This window comes from Lichenihabitans psoromatis, assembly GCF_004323635.1.
In the GTDB taxonomy this organism is placed as follows: domain Bacteria; phylum Pseudomonadota; class Alphaproteobacteria; order Rhizobiales; family Beijerinckiaceae; genus Lichenihabitans; species Lichenihabitans psoromatis.
Window position 1 is genome coordinate 4,516,571 of sequence record NZ_CP036515.1, and the last position, 16,258, is coordinate 4,532,828.

Sequence of the window (16,258 nt, forward strand, 5' to 3'; positions counted from 1 at the left end):
CGTTGCAATCGGATTCGAGAGACACGCGACGATCCGCGCTGCCCGCCCGAGGGAAGCAATCGTCATACCATTCCGACATTAGCGCCTTCTATCCATATAAAGACTTCGACATATGTTTATTGCCTCAGCGTCTTTCGGCTGATACGAGGTTTGCGAACGCACTCTCGGGGATCCGACCACATGAGCTCAGCCCAAACCACATCCGCTCACGATTATGCCATTGCCGATATCGGTCTCGCCGACTGGGGCCGTAAGGAAATCGCGATCGCCGAGACGGAAATGCCCGGTCTCATGTCGACGCGGGCCGAGTTTGGCGCGTCGCAGCCGCTGAAAGGCGCCCGCATCGCCGGATCGCTGCATATGACGATTCAGACCGCTGTGCTGATCGAAACCTTGAAGCATCTCGGCGCCGACGTGCGTTGGGCCTCGTGCAACATCTATTCGACGCAGGACCATGCCGCCGCCGCCATTGCGGCCACGGGCACCCCGGTCTTCGCCATCAAGGGCGAGAACCTCACGGATTACTGGGACTACACGCATAAGATTTTCGAGTGGGCCGATGGCGGCACCCCGAACATGATCCTCGACGACGGCGGCGACGCGACGCTGCTGATCCATCTCGGCATCCGTGCCGAAGCCGGCGACGTCGCCTTCCTCGAGGGCGCCACCAACGAAGAAGAAGAAGTCCTCTTCGCGGCCATCAAGGCGCGGATCGCCTCCAACCATGGTTGGTATGGCCGGGTCGGCAAAGCCATCAAGGGTGTGACCGAGGAAACCACGACGGGCGTTCACCGCCTCTACATCATGGAGAAGGAAGGCAAGCTTCTCTTCCCGGCCATCAACGTCAACGACAGCGTCACCAAGTCCAAATTCGACAATCTCTACGGCTGCCGCGAAAGCCTCGTCGACGGCATTCGCCGTGGCACCGACGTCATGATGTCCGGCAAGGTCGCCATGGTGGCGGGCTTCGGCGACGTGGGCAAAGGCTCGGCCGCCTCGCTCCGCAACGCCGGCTGCCGCGTCATGGTGTCGGAGGTCGACCCGATCTGCGCCCTGCAGGCCGCCATGGAAGGCTATGAAGTCACCACGATGGAAGATGCGGCACCCCGCGCCGACATCTTCTGCACCGCGACCGGCAACGTCGACGTCATCACGATCGATCACATGCGCGCCATGAAGGACCGGGCGATCGTTTGCAACATCGGTCATTTCGACTCGGAAATTCAGGTCGCGTCGCTCAAGAATTTCAAGTGGCACAACGTCAAGCCGCAGGTCGACGAGGTCGAATTCGCCGACGGCAAGCGCATCATCCTGCTCAGCGAAGGGCGTCTTGTGAACCTCGGCAACGCCACGGGTCATCCCTCCTTCGTGATGTCGGCCTCCTTCACCAACCAGACGCTCGCGCAAATCGAGCTTTGGACCAAGCAGGGCGATTACGAGAAGAAGGTTTACGTGCTGCCGAAGACACTCGACGAGAAGGTCGCCTCGCTCCACCTCGCCAAGATCGGCGTGAAGCTGACCAAATTGTCGGATCAGCAGGCCACCTATCTTGGCCTGTCGCAGACTGGCCCGTTCAAGCCGGATACCTATCGCTACTGAGACCAACCGGGGTCGTTTGAGGCGGCCCACTCGGTCGGTCGCACGGACGAGCGTTGCATGAACAACACCCTCGTGGCGGGAACACCTCGAGGGTGTTTTGTTATGCGTTAACCACTTTCTCAGTCGCTTCGTGAAAGGCTAAGTTGAAGCGAATCAGGTCGCAGCGTCGTTGTCGCTGGGGTTGGTCCTCACGGCGTCAGGCGTGGGCTCCACGGCCGCGACGCAAAGGGACTTTGGAATGGGATTCGGGAAGCGCCTTGGCGTGGCGATTTCTGTGCAGGCGCGTCGGAGCGGCTGCTCGGCCGACCAGCGCCGACCGGCTTCGCGCTCTCGTCTGCGCTCTGGTGCCGCCCCTGCAACGCCCGTTGCTTCCACCGCGCCGATCGTGAGCCGCATCGGCCAGGCCGCGCTGATCCTTATCCTGCTCAGCGGCCCGGGATCGGCAGCCGACATTCGCCTCATGTCGCTCGGCTCCATGCTCGACCATGGGGAATCCGCCGGCCTCGCCATCATCGTGGCCCTGGTTCTCATCGCAACCGTCGTCGCGCTCCTGCACTTGACCGCCCGTCGCCGCTGGGCGGAGCGCGAACAGCAGATGACGGCCGAACTCGCCGAAGCGCGCGCCAAGGTCGATCGGGCGCAGGTATTCATGACGGCCGAACCGCAGATCGTCGTCGCCTGGCGTTCCGCCACCAGCGAGCCGGAGATCGAGGGGGATCTCTCGCTCGTGGCCGATGCCCTCGTGGCGCGCCGCATCCTCGGCTTCGGAACATGGTTGCCGCCCGCGACGGCCCAATCGCTCGAACATGCGGTGGATCACCTGCGCGCGCGGGGCGAAGGCTTTCGCATGGCCGTGCTCACGGTGGCGGGTCGTCATCTTGAAATCGAAGGCCGCGCGGTCGGTGGTCGGGCGATCCTGCGCATCCGCGATGTCTCGGGTGACCGGCTCGAGTTGACGCGCTTGCGCGACCGGCACGGCCAGGTGCTCGACGAGATCGAGGCCCTGCGGCAGATGCTCGACATCATTCCCGATCCGGCCTGGATGCGGAATGAGGCCGGCCGCCTGAGTTGGGTCAACAAAGCCTATGGCAAAGCGGTCGAGGCAAAGGATCCCACCGACGCGGTGGTCCGCAGCCTCGAATTGCTCGATCAATCCGCGCGCGCCACGGCCGACGCGACCCGCGCGACCGGAACCGCGTGGATCGCCCGCTCGCATGCGGTTGTGGCGGGCGAGCGCCATCTCCTGCACGTCATCGACGTTCCATCGGCGAAATGTTCCGCCGGCATCGCGATCGACCTCTCCGAACTCGAATCGGCTCGCTCCGAACTCGAGCGGCAGATGACGTCCCACTCCCGCACGCTCGATCAACTCTCGACCGCGGTCGCGATCTTCGACCGATCGAAGAAACTGGTGTTTCATAATTCGGCCTACCGAGACCTTTGGTCGCTCGACGCCGCTTTTCTGGACAGCCAGCCGCTCGACGGCGAAATCCTCGACCGCCTCCGCGCCGAAGGACGCCTGCCCGAACAGGCCGATTACCGCGCCTGGAAAGCCAGCGTTCTTGCGGCCTATCAAGCGGTCGAGCCGAGCGAAACTGCCTGGTATCTGCCCGGCGGCCGCACGCTGCGGGCCGTCACCAACCCCAACCCGAACGGCGGCATCACCTACCTGTTCGACGATGTGACCGAGCGCTACCACCTCGAATCGAAATATAACGCGCTCATCCGCGTCCAGGGCGAGACTCTCGACACGTTGAAGGAAGCCGTGGCGGTGTTCGGCACGGACGGCCGCCTCAAACTGTTCAATCCGGCTTTTGCTGAGATCTGGCGGCTCGATGGCGCAACGTTGCTGGAGCGCCCCCATATCGATGAGATCGCAGGCCTATGCGGTCCACTCTGCGGCGATGGCACCGCCTGGACCGCGATGCGGACCATCGTGGCGGGCCTCGAAGACGAACGGCGCGGCTTCGAACAGCGGCTGCAGCGGCGGGATGGAACGATCCTCGACTATGCGGCGGCCCCGTTGCCCGACGGCGCGACGCTGCTGACCTTTACCAACGTCACGGCTGGCGTGAACGTCGAGCGTGCCTTGAAGGAGCGTAACCAGGCGCTGATCGATGCCGAGAAGATCCGCAACGATTTCGTGCACCACGTCTCTTACGAATTGCGATCGCCCCTGACCAACATCATCGGTTTTGTGCAGCTCCTCGGCGACCGGTCGGTCGGCTCGCTGAATGCCAAACAACTCGAATATGCGGGCTACGTCACCAAATCCTCATCGGCCCTGTTGGCGATCATCAACGACATTCTCGATCTCGCCACCATCGACATCGACGCGATGGAGCTGAGCGTCGGCGATGTCGACATCCGTCAGATCATGGATGAAGCGTCCGAAGGTGTGCAGGACCGGCTGTCGGATGCAGGCATCACACTGCAGATCGTTGCCCGCGAGGGGATCGGCGTCTTCGAGGCCGACGGCCAACGCGTGCGGCAGATCCTGTTCAACCTTCTGTCCAACGCGATCGGCTTCTCGTCGGCAGGCCAGACCGTGACGCTGGCGGCCATGCGGCGGCAGGATCAGGTCGTCTTTAAGGTTACCGACGAGGGTCGCGGCATGTCGAGCGATATGCTGGATCGCGTTTTCGATCGCTTCGAGAGCGACACGATTGGATCCCGGCATCGCGGCGTCGGCCTCGGACTGTCGATCGTGCGGGCTTTCGTCGAATTACACGGCGGCCAGGTGCTCATCGATTCGGCCCTCGGCGAGGGCACGACCGTGACATGTATCTTTCAGGCGCAGGCCATCGAAAGCGACGCCGTGCTGCCGACCAGCCTTCGCTCCCACTAAGCAGCAAGGACATGATCGGCCGCCGCCGCTCCTTTGCGACTCGCGATGGCATTGTTCTGTTGCCGCTGATCCTTTATCGACGGGTCAGCATGCTGCGGCGCTCTGGCTAGAGGTGGGGACCATGACTGAAACGGGAGCGGCGACGCGGTGGCAGTTCGTGCTGCGCGACGAAACCGTGACCGTCATGCTGGCCAGCAAAGTTGCGGGCTGGGTGAAGGCCGGCGACCTCCTGACCCTGTCGGGCGATCTCGGTGCCGGCAAGAGCACATTCGCGCGAGCCTTGATCCGGGAGCTCACGAACGATCCGACGCTTGACGTGCCGAGCCCAACCTTCACGCTCGTTCAAGTCTACGACGGTCGCGCCTTCCCGATCGTCCATGCCGATCTCTACCGCATCGAGACGGTGGACGAGCTCGCCGAACTCGGCTGGGACGAAGCGGCCGATGGCGCGCTGGTGATTGTCGAATGGGCCGATCGCATCGGCAATGGGATCGCGCCGGATCGGCTCGATCTCCAATTTTCAATCCCGGCCGACGCCGACCCGCGCCGCCGCGACATGGTGATGACGGGCTATGGCCGGTTCGCCCCCCGTCTCGGCGAGATCAAGGCGATCGAGGACCTCCTGCCCGAAGCGGGCTTCGATGGGGCGGCTCGGCGATATATGACCGGCGATGCCTCGACGCGCGCCTATGAGCGGTTGACCCGGTCGGATGGGCGAACGGCTGTCCTGATGATCTCGCCGCCGCGCGCTGATGCGCCGGTGGTGCGTTATGGCAAGCCCTATCACCTGATCGCGCAACTCGCGGCCGACATCCGGCCCTTCATCGCGATCGATAAAGCGCTCCGCCAGCAGGGCATCTCGGCCCCGGAGATCTATGCGGCCAACATCGACGCGGGCCTCGCGGTGCTGGAGGATCTGGGGTCGGAGCCGTGTGTCACGGCCGATGGCCCGATCGCGGAACGCTACCTCGAAGCGGTCGGGCTCCTCGGCAAACTGCATGGCGCGACGCTGCCGACCACGGTGCCGATCGACGATGCGACGCCGTATCAAATCCCGCCCTATGACCTCGACGCTCTGCTGATCGAAGCCGAATTGATGATCGATTGGTATGCGCCGCAAATCGCCAAGGTCGCGGTGTCGGCCAGCGCCCGCGCGACGTTCCTGGCCATCTACACGCGCCTGTTGCAGCCGCTGATCGACGCCCCGGCAACCTGGTGCCTGCGCGACGTCCATTCTCCCAATCTGATCTGGCTGCCCGACCGGCGCGGCACGGCGAGAATCGGCATCGTCGATTTCCAGGATTGTGTGATGGGCCATCCGGCCTACGACGTTGCCGCCTTGCTGCAGGATGCGCGCGTGACCGTGCCGGACGCTCTCGAACTCCGCCTGCTTGGAGCCTATGCTCAAATGCGAAAAGCCGCCGATCCCCGCTTCGACATGGCCGGCTTTGTCCAAGCCTATGCGGTGATGGGCGTGCAGCGCGCCACCAAGATCCTCGGTATTTTTGCGAGACTCGATAAGCGCGACCGCAAACCGCAATACCTCGAGAACCTGCCGCGGATCGAAGCCTATCTGACCAAGGGCCTCGCTCATCCCGCCCTTGCGGAGCTCAAGGCTTGGTTTGAGGCCTATGTGCCGCGCGCGCTCGGGGCCGAGCGATCCTGATGCCAATCCCCGACGTCGCCATGGTGTTTGCGGCAGGGCTCGGCACGCGGATGCGTCCGCTCACCGAAACCATGCCCAAGCCCCTCATTTCCGTGGCGAAGCGGTCGATGCTGGACCATACGCTCGACCGTCTGGCCGATGCCGGCGTTCGGCACGCCATCGTCAACGTGCACTATCTGGCCGACCAGATCGAGGCGAGTCTGGCGGGCCGCACGGCGCCCTCGATCATCATCTCGGACGAGCGCGACCGTCTGCTCGATCAGGGTGGCGGCATCAAGAAGGCGCTGCCTTTGCTCGGCCCGGCTCCATTTCTCATCTGCAACACCGACGCACTCTGGCTCGAAGGCCCGACCTCGAACCTTCGCCGGCTCGCCGCACATTGGGATCCGCACCGGATGGATATCCTGCTGCTCGTCGCCTCCACGACGACCAGCATCGGGGTCGACTGGCCCGGCGATTTCGCCATGGACGAAGACGGCCGCCTGTCGCGTCGGCAGGAACATGCGGTGACGCCGTTCGTCTATTCGGGGATCGGCATCGTCAAGCCGGAGCTTTTCGCCGAAACGCAAGCGGACGTGTTCAGGCTGGCGCCGTTCTTCTTCGCTGCGGCCGAGGCGGGGCGGCTCTTCGGCACACGGCTCGAGGGCCTGTGGCTGCATGTCGGCACGCCCGAGGCCTTGGCCGAAGCCGAAGACGTCATCGAACATTCGAACCGCTGAACCGAGACAAGCATGCGACAACCCCGGCTGTTCACGATCCCGCCGGGCGCACCGTTTCTCGACACGCTTGCCACGACCCTGCTGGACGGAACGCTGGTGCACGGTTTTTCAGCAGCAGCCGGCCCGCTCGGGCTTGCCTCCGCCACCATCTTTGTGCCGACCCGTCGCGCCGCCCGGGCCTTGGCCGCGACCCTGGCGAGCCACATCGCGGCGCCCTCGGTCCTGCTGCCCCGCATCCTGCCGCTCGGTGGGCTCGATGCGGTCGAGACGGACGTGCTGTTCGACGATCCCGGTTTCGATGATCCGCTCACGCCCGACCTTCCGATCGCGATCGGTGATCTCACCCGCCGCATGATCATGACCCGCATGATCCTTGGTTGGGCGCAGGCCGTGCGACGCGCCATCATCTCGGTCGATGGCGAGGGTCGGCGCACGCTCCACGCCAACGAGGATCTTCTGGTCGCCACCTCGGCGGCCGATGCCTGGGCCTTATCGGGCGATCTCGCCGCGCTCAGCGACGAGTTGCTGACCGAGGGCATCCATTGGGCCAGCATCGAGCCGCTCGGCACCGATGCGTTCGATCGTTACTGGCGGATCACGCTCGACTTTTTGAACATCGCCATCGCAGGCTGGCCCGCCATCTTGGCGGAACGCGGTGAAGTCGACCGCGCGGCGCGGCAGGTCGCGCTGATCGACGCGGAGATCAGGCGGCTCGAACATACCGCAAGTGGACCGGTGATCGTGGCCGGATCGACGGGATCCAACAAGGCGACGGCGCGCTTGATCGCGGCCATTTCGCGCCTGCCGCAAGGAGCCGTCGTGCTGCCCGGGCTCGATCACAGCCTCGACGAGCCGAGTTGGCGCGCCATCGCGGGGCTGAACGGTGCCGATCCGGCCGCCAGCCATCCGCAAGCCGCGCTGAAGCGCCTGCTCGGCACGATCGGGGTCGAGCGCGACGCGGTCGTGCCGCTCGGCATGGTGCCGCCCACGCTCACGATGCGGCGGCGCTTCGTCAGCGAAGCGATGCGCCCAGCCGAAACGACCGACCTGTGGCGGGCCTTTGCGGACCAGGCGGAGCCGCTCGATCTCGAGGCGGCCCTCGCAGACCTGCTCGTGATCGAGGCCGCCGATGAACGCGAGGAAGCGCTGGCGCTGGCGATCGCGATGCGCGAGGCGCTCGAGCAGGACGGCACCGCCGTTCTCGTGACGCCGGACCATGCGCTCGGCCGACGCGTCCGCGAGGAACTTGCCCGGTGGTCGATCGAAATCGACGAATCGGGCGGCGAGCAACTCGGAACGACGCCGGCCGGCGCTTTCGCGCGGCTCGTGGTCGATTGCGCCCTAAGCGATCTCGCGCCCGTAGAGGTGCTGGCTCTCCTGGCGCATCCGCTCGCCCGGTTCGGTCGCCCGCGCCACGCGGTGGCGGACCTAGCCCGCACCTTGGAGATCGCCATCCTGCGCGGAGTGCTGCCGCCGCGCGCCCTGCATGATCCCGCCGGGCTGGTCGAGCGCGCGCGGGCAAAGCGCCAGCAACCTTATGCGCCAGACCCGCTGAAACGTCTGGACGAGGCCGCTTTCGACCGGCTGGCCGCCTTTCTTGCGGATGTGACAGAGGCGCTCGCGCCCGTGCATCGCCTCGGCGCCGGCACGCCCCTGCCCGATTGGCTCGATGCCCATGCCGAAGCGATCTGGACCATGACGCTCACCCCGGATGGCGAAACGGCGATGACCGGCATCGACGGCCACGCGGTCGCGGCCCTGTTTGATGCGCTGCGCGAGGCCGCCGATGCGGCGATCACGCTGGACGGAGCCGGTTACGCGGCTCTGTTCGACCGCTTCGCCGCCGAAACGCCCGTGCGTGGCCCGAACCGCAGCCATCCACGCCTCAAAATCCTCGGGCTGCTCGAAGCCCGCTTGCTCTCTGCGGATCTGGTGTTGCTGGCCGGGCTCGACGAGACGATCTGGCCGCCGCTGGTGCAGACCGACGCATTTTTAAACCGGCCGATGCGCGCCGCCCTCGGCCTGCCGCCGCCGGAGCGACGCATCGGTCAGACGGCGCATGATCTCGACATGGCGCTCGGCCAGCCGCGCGTCATCCTCAGCCGCGCCCGCAAACGCGGCGGCGCGCCGACCGTGCCGTCGCGTTTCCTGCAACGCATGGCCGCCGTAGCCGGCCCGCACTGGGCCACCTGTCGCCAACGCGGCTCCCGCTATGTGGCACTCGCAGCGGCGCTCGATCGTCCCGCCGAGAGCCAGACGCTCAAGCGACCCGTGCCGCGACCCGACGTGGCGCTGCGACCGACGCGCCTCAGCGTGACCCGCATCGAAACATTACGGCGCGACCCTTACGCGATCTATGCCGAGAGCATCCTAAAACTCCGCCCGGTCGACCCGATCGGCGCCATCATGGGACCGCGCGAATACGGCACCGATTTCCACGCCGTTCTGCGCGACTTCACGCGGCACTATGCCGAAGGGCCGCTGCCCCCCGGTGCCGCCGACGACCTGCTCGGTCGCGCCGAAACGATCTTCGAGGGCTCGCTGGACGAGCCCCTGTTTCGCTCGTTTCTGTGGCCGCGCATTGCCGGCTGGACGCGCGCCTTCGTGGCCTGGGAAGCCGGGCGTCGCGCCCGTGCCGCACAGCTGGCGGTCGAGGAGCGGGGCGAATTGCTGATTCCGCTCTCCGACGGATCGGTCTTCAAGCTGACCGCCAATGCAGACCGGATCGAGACCGGACCCGATGGCCTCGTCACCATCATCGACTATAAAACAGGGGCATCGCCGTCGCTAAGCGCGGTGAAGGTCGGCTTCGCGCCGCAGCTCACGCTCGAAGCCGCCATGGTGGAGCGCGGCGCCTTTCCGACGATCGGCGAGGGCCGTCGGGTCGAGGGCGCGACCTACGTGAAATTCGGCACTTCCGACAGCGTCGAGCTGCGCGCTCTCACCTGGAAGGACCGCAGCTTCGAAGATGTGGTCGCCGACCATTTCGAGGGTCTCGTGCAAATGCTCGACAGCTTTCGCGATCCCGCAACGGGCTATCCGGCGCGGCCCTATCCGCAATTTGCGGCGCGCTTCAATGCCTATGATCACCTCTCGCGCGTGAAGGAATGGTCGGCCGCCGGGGGCGGCGACGACGGTGAGGACGCCGCATGAGCCAGAACATTCCGGTCGATACGATCGTCAACCAGCAGCGCGCGTCGGATCCGACTGGCTCGGCCTGGGTTTCGGCCAATGCCGGGTCGGGCAAAACCTTCGTGCTGACCCGACGCGTGATCCGGCTGTTGCTCGGCGGGGTCGCACCGAGCCGCATCCTCTGCCTCACCTTCACCAAGGCGGCAGCCGCCAACATGTCGATCCGGGTCTTCGACACCCTGGCCCGCTGGGTCACGATGGACGATGTGGCGCTGTCGGCCGCCATGATCGAAACGGGCGCCCCGCGTCCCACCCCGGCCGATCTTGCGGCGGCGCGACGCCTGTTCGCCCGGACGGTCGAGACGCCGGGCGGCTTGAAGATCCTGACGATCCACGCCTTCTGCGAGAAGATGCTGCACGCCTTCCCGTTCGAGGCCAATGTGGCGGCCCGCTTCACCGTCATCGAGGCAACACAGCAAGCCGAATTGCTGTCCCGCGCGCGAGAAGCCGCTTTGGCCGAGGCCGTCGATGACCCTGACTCCGCCCTCGGGCAGGCTGTCGAGCGGCTCGGGCGAACTTTGTCGACCGCCGTCTTCGACGGGCTCGTGGCGGAGGTGTCGACGCATTATGGTTCGTTGCGCGCCAGTCTACAGGCGGCCGGCGGCATCGATCGTCTGGGTGACGCGCTGGGACAGGCGCTCGGCACGGGCGGCCTCGGGATCGCCGACGTCGAACGCGCCATGCTGGACGATGGCCTAGCGCGCTCCGAATGGGAGAGCATCGGCCAGCATCTCGCCAGCCTTGGCAGCCCGACTGGCGAACGGCTGATCGAGGCGGCGCAGGCCACCGGCCCCGGGGTAATCGCGGCCTATCTCGACGTCTTCCTCACGCAGAAGCTCGGCAAACGGGCCGATAGCTATCTGGCCAAGAAAGTGCGGGCGGCCGAGGCGTCTCTCTGCGCATCTTTGGATGCCGAGCGCGATCGGCTCGTGGACCTGTTGGCGAAACGGCGGGCCGCCGAGGCGTTCGAGGGCACGATGGCACTGCTGACGGTGGCGGGCGCCATCCTCGACACGTACGAGGGCCTGAAGCGCCGTCGCGGCTTGTTGGATTTTTCCGATCTGATCGAACGCAGCCGCATGTTGCTGCAGCGCTCGGACAGCGCCTGGGTGCTCTACAAGCTCGATTCGGGCATCGACCATGTCTTGGTCGACGAGGCGCAGGATACATCCCCCGATCAATGGGACATCCTGCGCGCCATCAGCCGGGACTTCTTCTCCGGCGAGGGGCAAAGCCGAAGCAACCGCACCTTCTTTGCGGTCGGTGACGAGAAGCAATCGATCTATTCGTTCCAGGGCGCCCGCCCCGCCATGTTCGATGCCGCTCACCAGGATTATAAAAAGCGCGCGATCGCGGCGGGCCTTCGGTTCGAGAGCGTGCGGCTTCAGCTGTCGTTCCGCTCGGCCCGCACGGTGTTGGATGTGGTCGACCGGATCTTTGCCCATGAGGGGCATGCGCGCGGGCTCTCGGCTGGAGCCGATGGCGTGATGCCGCATGAAGCTTTGAAGCGCGCCATTCCGGGCCTCGTGGAACTGTGGAGGCCGATCGGGCCGACACCGGCGCCCGAACCCGCCGATTGGCGGTTGCCGGTCGATCTGCCCGACGCGTCCGATCCTGCCGTCGTGATGGCACGTCGCGTCGCCGACACGATCGCGCGGCTCATCGCACCCGGCTCGACCGAAACCGTTCACGACGGCCCCTCCGACCGTCGCCGGTCCGTGCACCCCGGTGACATCCTGATTCTCGTGCGCTCGCGCGGGCCGTTCTTCAATGCGGTGATCCGGGCCTTGAAGGACAAACGCGTGCCCGTCGCGGGGGCCGATCGCGTCAATCTCACGGATCATATCGCCGTCATGGATCTCACGGCGGCGGGGCGCGCTGCCTTGCTGCCCGACGACGACCTGACGCTCGCTTGCGCGCTGAAATCGCCGCTGATCGGGTTCGACGACGACGATTTGCTGCGGCTCGCCCCACAGCGAGGCGGTAGCCTTGCCGAGGCGATCGCGGCATCCACGAACGACCGGGACCGGACGGCTGATAACTGGCTTTCGATTTGGCGCGACCGGGCCGCGACACTGACGCCCTTCGCGTTCTATACGCGGCTGCTCGGTCAGGACGGAGGCCGTCGCAAGCTCCTGTCGCGCCTCGGCCCCGAAGCCGGCGACGTGATCGACGAGTTCATGGCCCTGACGCTGGCGCATGAGCGCGATGGCGCGCCGTCGCTCCTGGCCTTCTTGGCCCGGCTGGAAGGCACTGAGCTTTCAGTCAAACGCGACATGGACGCGGCCGGCGACGCGGTTCGGGTCATGACGGTTCATGCGGCCAAAGGTCTCGAAGCCAAGATCGTGTTCCTGCCCGATACCTGTGGCGTGCCGATGAAGCAACACGATCCGAAGTTGTTCTGGCTCGACGGCGAGCGGCTCGAAGAGGAGCGGCTCGACGGCGAGCAATCGAGCGGATCTCGTCCGGGTCTGCTGGTCTGGTCGCCCAAAAGCGATGCCGACACGCCAGCGGTGGCCGATCGGCGCTTGGCCGGCTGGGAGGCGACGCTCGATGAACATCGGCGTCTCCTTTATGTGGCGCTGACGCGAGCCGAGGAACGCCTCTATATCGGCGGGTTCCACGGCAAAAACGACCCCGCCCCCGATAGCTGGTACAAGATGATCGAGGCGGTCGACCTCGGCCTTGAGCCGGTACCGGCTCCATGGGATGCCAATGATACGATCCTCAGGCGCAGCGATCCGATGGGCGAGGCCACGATGGCGGTCGCGGCACCAGCGGGTTTGCCTGTGGAAGCCCCGGCATGGCTGAACCGCCCCGCTCCGCGCGAGGTTGCGGTCGCGCCGCCAATCCGCCCGTCCAACGCGCTTGGGGCAGCCGACCAACCTCCCCGCGACGCGGGCGACCTCGCGGTCGGTCCTCGCCCAACCGCCCAGCGCGAGGCGGCCCTCGTCGGGCGGCTTATGCATCGGCTGCTGCAGCATCTCCCCGCCGTCGCCACCCCTCGCCGCCGCGATGCCGGCTTGCGCTATCTCGCGGCGCAGGGCCGCGGGCTCACGGCGGAGAAGCGAGACCAGCTCGTCACGACGGCGTTACGCGTGCTCGACGAACCGGCGCTTTTGCCGTTGTTCGGGCCGGGCTCGCAGGCCGAGGTGGCGATCGCGGCCCGCGTCGACGTCGCCGGACATGAGGTCGATGTCACCGGGCAGATCGATCGGATCGCGGTGACCGACGACGCGATTTGGATTGGTGATTACAAGACCGGGGCTGCTCCGCGTGGCGGCACCGTTCCGCCGTCCTACATGGTCCAATTGGCGCTCTACCGTGCCGCCGTGTCGCCGCTCTACCACGGCCGGGTCGTGCGGGCTTTCCTGATCTGGACCGAAGGGCCGCACGTGATGGAACTTGCGTCCGGCGATCTCGATGCGGCGCTTTCGACGCTCGGGCCGCGTTGACGTCATTGAAGGGGGCGACTCGACGCCTGAGTGGCCGAGCAGGCAGCCCCCGTTGCACCAAAACAATCGGAGTTTGACATGGATATCGGTTTTATCGGGCTTGGGCATATGGGACGCGCCATGGCCACCAACTTGTTGCGCGCCGGCCATCAGGTGCGGGTTTGGAACCGCTCACCCGGACCGGCTCAGGATCTCACGACGGCCGGGGCCGTGGCGGTCGCGACTGCGGCCGACGCTTTTGCGGGCGATGCGGTCATTACCATGCTGGCCGATGACGCGGCCCTCGAACAGACGCTTGCCGGGTTGCTCGACAAAGCGCCCAAGGGATTGCTCCACATCAACATGGCGACCATCTCGGTGGCGCTGGCGAAAGCTTTGACCGACACGCATGCTGCATCGGGACTGGGCTATATTGCCGCCCCCGTGTTCGGCCGAACCGAGGTCGCCGTCGCGGCGCAGCTCAACATCCTGGCGGCCGGCGATCCGACCCTGATCGAAAAGGCGATGCCGCTCTTTGAAGCCATGGGTCAGAAGGTCTGGCGGCTCGGCCCCGAGCCCTATCGCGCCAACGTGGTCAAACTCGCGGGCAATTACATGATCGCGGCCTCGGTGCAGACGATAGCGGAAGCGATGGCGCTCGGGCAGGGCAATGGGGTCGATCCGCATGACCTGATGGAGGTGCTGACCGGGACGCTCTTCGGCGGCCGGATCCACACGGGCTATGGCAAGCTGATCGCGGATCAAGCCTTCGAGCCGGCCGCCTTCAAGCTGACGCTCGGCGCGAAAGATGTGCGCTTGACCATGCAGGCGGCCGAAGCCGTGAATGTCCCGATGCCGATCGCCAGCCTTCTCCGCGATGGGTTCATCGATGCGATCGCGCATGGCGACGGCGGCCTCGATTGGACCGCCTTATCGAAAGTCACATTCCGACGCGCCGGGCAGGATCACTAATCCGAGCGCTCAGCCGCTCGACCCAAGAGGGCGAGCGATAAAGAGTGATCCGCCGCGCCTCTTCGCTCGCAAGCCTTGTCTCTGGGAGGCCTAGTCTCTGGCAGGTTAAGCTTAATTCACGGTCGACGTGGTCGCCATCGCCGACTTGGGCAAGGGGGCATGGTCCGTCGTCGCCTTCGGCAACGTGCTGGTCAAGTCGTGAGTCTTGGTTGGAGCGGCCGCTTCGCGATTATGCGCCTTGCTGGCCGCCGCACCCAGTTTCCGGGCCGTCAACGGGCCATGATTGATGCTCTCCGGTCCGGTGGTGATCAGTTGCACCGGGGGAGCCGAGGCCTGCACGACAGGCGCGGCCTCAGGCTTCGGCCCATTCAGGTTGATCCACTTGTTCAAGAAGCCAAGCGGCTCATCTTTCGTCTCTGTTTTGGCATAGGCCGACGGCGCAGCATTGAAGGTGGCCGGCATTTCGGCCTGCGCGGTCTTCATCGGCAAGACGGCACCGACGGGCGCCGATGCAGCGACCGTGGTCGTGTTAGTGGCAACCGCGATCGGTGCGGACGGCACCGCGACCGGCTTGATCGAGCCGGTTTCGTTGATCGCGACGGTCGGCGGAACGTAACCAACATTGCCTTTCGCCAGCAGCACCTTCGAAGCGGCTTTGGCGGCAGCGACCTGAACCGCAACAGATTTCGACTTCGGCCCTGCATCGAGAGCGATCTCGGTGGCACCTGCCGCGAGCGCATCGGCGCGGCTCACGTCGGCGATCTGATGCGCGAACGACTCGTGCTGGCCACCATCCGCATAGATGATCCGCACAGGCTTGACGCCTTTGGTGACCAGCGCCGCGACTTCAGCATTGTCCCGCTGTTCCTTCGCCGCGACCTCGGCCTTGACGGCCGGATCTTCGTTCAAGGGCGGGCAGCTCGACAAAGCATCGAAGCGCGCATCTCCCTTCGGGCTCGCACCGAAGACATAGTGACGGTTGCAAACGCCGACTGGCGTTTCCGTCTTCGTCACGTCGAAGAGATCGGAACCCTTCTTCAATTCGCGCCAGAACGGCATGTTGGGGTCGAGACGCAATTTGGCGATGTTCTCGGCCGTCATGCGGAACGGGTAAGATTGCATCTGGATCGCGCGCTGACCGCCAGCGAACGACTCACGGGCCAGAGCGTAGATCTCTTCGATTTCCTTATCGGTCATCGAGAAACAACCGGCCGACGAGCAGATGCCATGCACCATGATCGAGCCGCCGGTATGCCCATTAGCCCGATCGTAAGCGTTGGGATAGCCGACGTTGAACGACAGGTAGTAATGCGAATTCGGGTTCATCTGGCCCGGCGTGATCGTGTAAAATCCCTCCGGCACCTGCCGGTCTCCCTCGGTCACCTTGGGACCGAGTTGGCCCGACCAGCGGCACATCGGAAAGGTCTTCAGGTAAACGTATTTCCCATCGGGCTTGCGCTTCCAGACCTCGAGTTCCGCTTCCTTCTTATAGGCGCGGATTAGCATCGGGGCGTCTTTCATCGTCCCTTTGGTGGCCATCAGTTGTTCGGTCGCAGGCGGGATCGGAGCGAAAGCGCGATAGCTCGTCGACGATCCGGTCTCTTCACAACCCGCCAAGAGAGCCGCTCCGGCGAGCGCGAGCGCCAGGACAACGAGTCTGCGGATCGTATGGCTTACCGACATGCTGATGAGTTCCGCTGCATTTGAGCACCGCTAAAGCGCTAAATCGAACGTGCCGCTTGTACCCTTACCGCCACGTTACCACAACGAAATCGCAGGCCAGATTCAGGGAATTTGAAAAAGTTCCTGTGTGACTTAAATATTCTAG

General features: G+C 65.2%; 8 protein-coding genes. 7 read left to right on the forward strand and 1 reads right to left on the reverse strand.

Features of this window, described 5'->3' with window-relative positions; genetic code table 11:
- Nucleotides 1-180 precede the first annotated feature (180 nt).
- From ahcY to EY713_RS21095, 7 genes are all read left to right on the forward strand, one after another.
- Complete coding sequence (gene ahcY, locus EY713_RS21065) at nt 181-1,599, forward strand: adenosylhomocysteinase (protein ID WP_131118893.1); 1,419 nt, start codon at nt 181-183, stop codon at nt 1,597-1,599.
- A gap of 460 nt (nt 1,600-2,059) precedes the next feature.
- Nucleotides 2,060-4,447 carry a sensor histidine kinase gene (locus EY713_RS21070; protein ID WP_131120042.1) on the forward strand — a complete coding sequence of 796 codons (2,388 nt, stop codon included), beginning with the start codon at nt 2,060-2,062 and terminating at the stop codon, nt 4,445-4,447.
- A gap of 121 nt (nt 4,448-4,568) precedes the next feature.
- Entirely contained in the window at nt 4,569-6,113 is a 1,545-nt protein-coding gene (gene tsaE / locus EY713_RS21075; protein WP_131118895.1) for a tRNA (adenosine(37)-N6)-threonylcarbamoyltransferase complex ATPase subunit type 1 TsaE, read from the forward strand.
- Nucleotides 6,113-6,832: a nucleotidyltransferase family protein gene (locus EY713_RS21080; protein WP_131118897.1), complete on the forward strand. Its 720-nt coding sequence runs from the start codon at nt 6,113-6,115 to the stop codon at nt 6,830-6,832. Before tsaE ends, EY713_RS21080 begins: the two co-directional genes overlap by 1 nt.
- 12 nt (nt 6,833-6,844) lie before the next feature.
- Nucleotides 6,845-9,985 carry a double-strand break repair protein AddB gene (gene addB, locus EY713_RS21085; protein ID WP_131118901.1) on the forward strand — a complete coding sequence of 1,047 codons (3,141 nt, stop codon included), beginning with the start codon at nt 6,845-6,847 and terminating at the stop codon, nt 9,983-9,985.
- Nucleotides 9,982-13,479, forward strand: a complete 3,498-nt coding sequence (gene addA, locus EY713_RS21090) for a double-strand break repair helicase AddA (RefSeq protein WP_131118903.1) — start codon at nt 9,982-9,984, stop codon at nt 13,477-13,479. The genes addB and addA overlap by 4 nt, the downstream gene beginning before the upstream one ends.
- A 78-nt stretch (nt 13,480-13,557) precedes the next feature.
- Nucleotides 13,558-14,430 (forward strand): NAD(P)-dependent oxidoreductase, encoded by an 873-nt coding sequence (locus EY713_RS21095; protein ID WP_131118905.1) that lies wholly within the window; start codon nt 13,558-13,560, stop codon nt 14,428-14,430.
- Between the two features lie 111 nt (nt 14,431-14,541).
- Here the strand turns inward: EY713_RS21095 and EY713_RS21100 are convergent, their stop codons facing one another.
- On the reverse strand, nt 14,542-16,113 hold the full coding sequence (locus EY713_RS21100; RefSeq protein WP_131118907.1) for a L,D-transpeptidase family protein: 1,572 nt from the start codon (nt 16,111-16,113) through the stop codon (nt 14,542-14,544).
- Nucleotides 16,114-16,258: the final 145 nt, after the last annotated feature.

Excerpts from the sequence above, each read along its gene's own strand:
- addA (WP_131118903.1), top strand. The coding sequence starts at position 9,982 with ATGAGCCAGAACATTCCGGTCGATACGATCGTCAACCAGCAGCGCGCG.
- EY713_RS21070 (WP_131120042.1), top strand. The coding sequence starts at position 2,060 with ATGTCGCTCGGCTCCATGCTCGACCATGGGGAATCCGCCGGCCTCGCC.
- EY713_RS21100 (WP_131118907.1), bottom strand. The coding sequence starts at position 16,113 with ATGTCGGTAAGCCATACGATCCGCAGACTCGTTGTCCTGGCGCTCGCG.
- addB (WP_131118901.1), top strand. The coding sequence starts at position 6,845 with ATGCGACAACCCCGGCTGTTCACGATCCCGCCGGGCGCACCGTTTCTC.
- EY713_RS21080 (WP_131118897.1), top strand. The coding sequence starts at position 6,113 with ATGCCAATCCCCGACGTCGCCATGGTGTTTGCGGCAGGGCTCGGCACG.
- EY713_RS21095 (WP_131118905.1), top strand. The coding sequence starts at position 13,558 with ATGGATATCGGTTTTATCGGGCTTGGGCATATGGGACGCGCCATGGCC.
- tsaE (WP_131118895.1), top strand. The coding sequence starts at position 4,569 with ATGACTGAAACGGGAGCGGCGACGCGGTGGCAGTTCGTGCTGCGCGAC.
- ahcY (WP_131118893.1), top strand. The coding sequence starts at position 181 with ATGAGCTCAGCCCAAACCACATCCGCTCACGATTATGCCATTGCCGAT.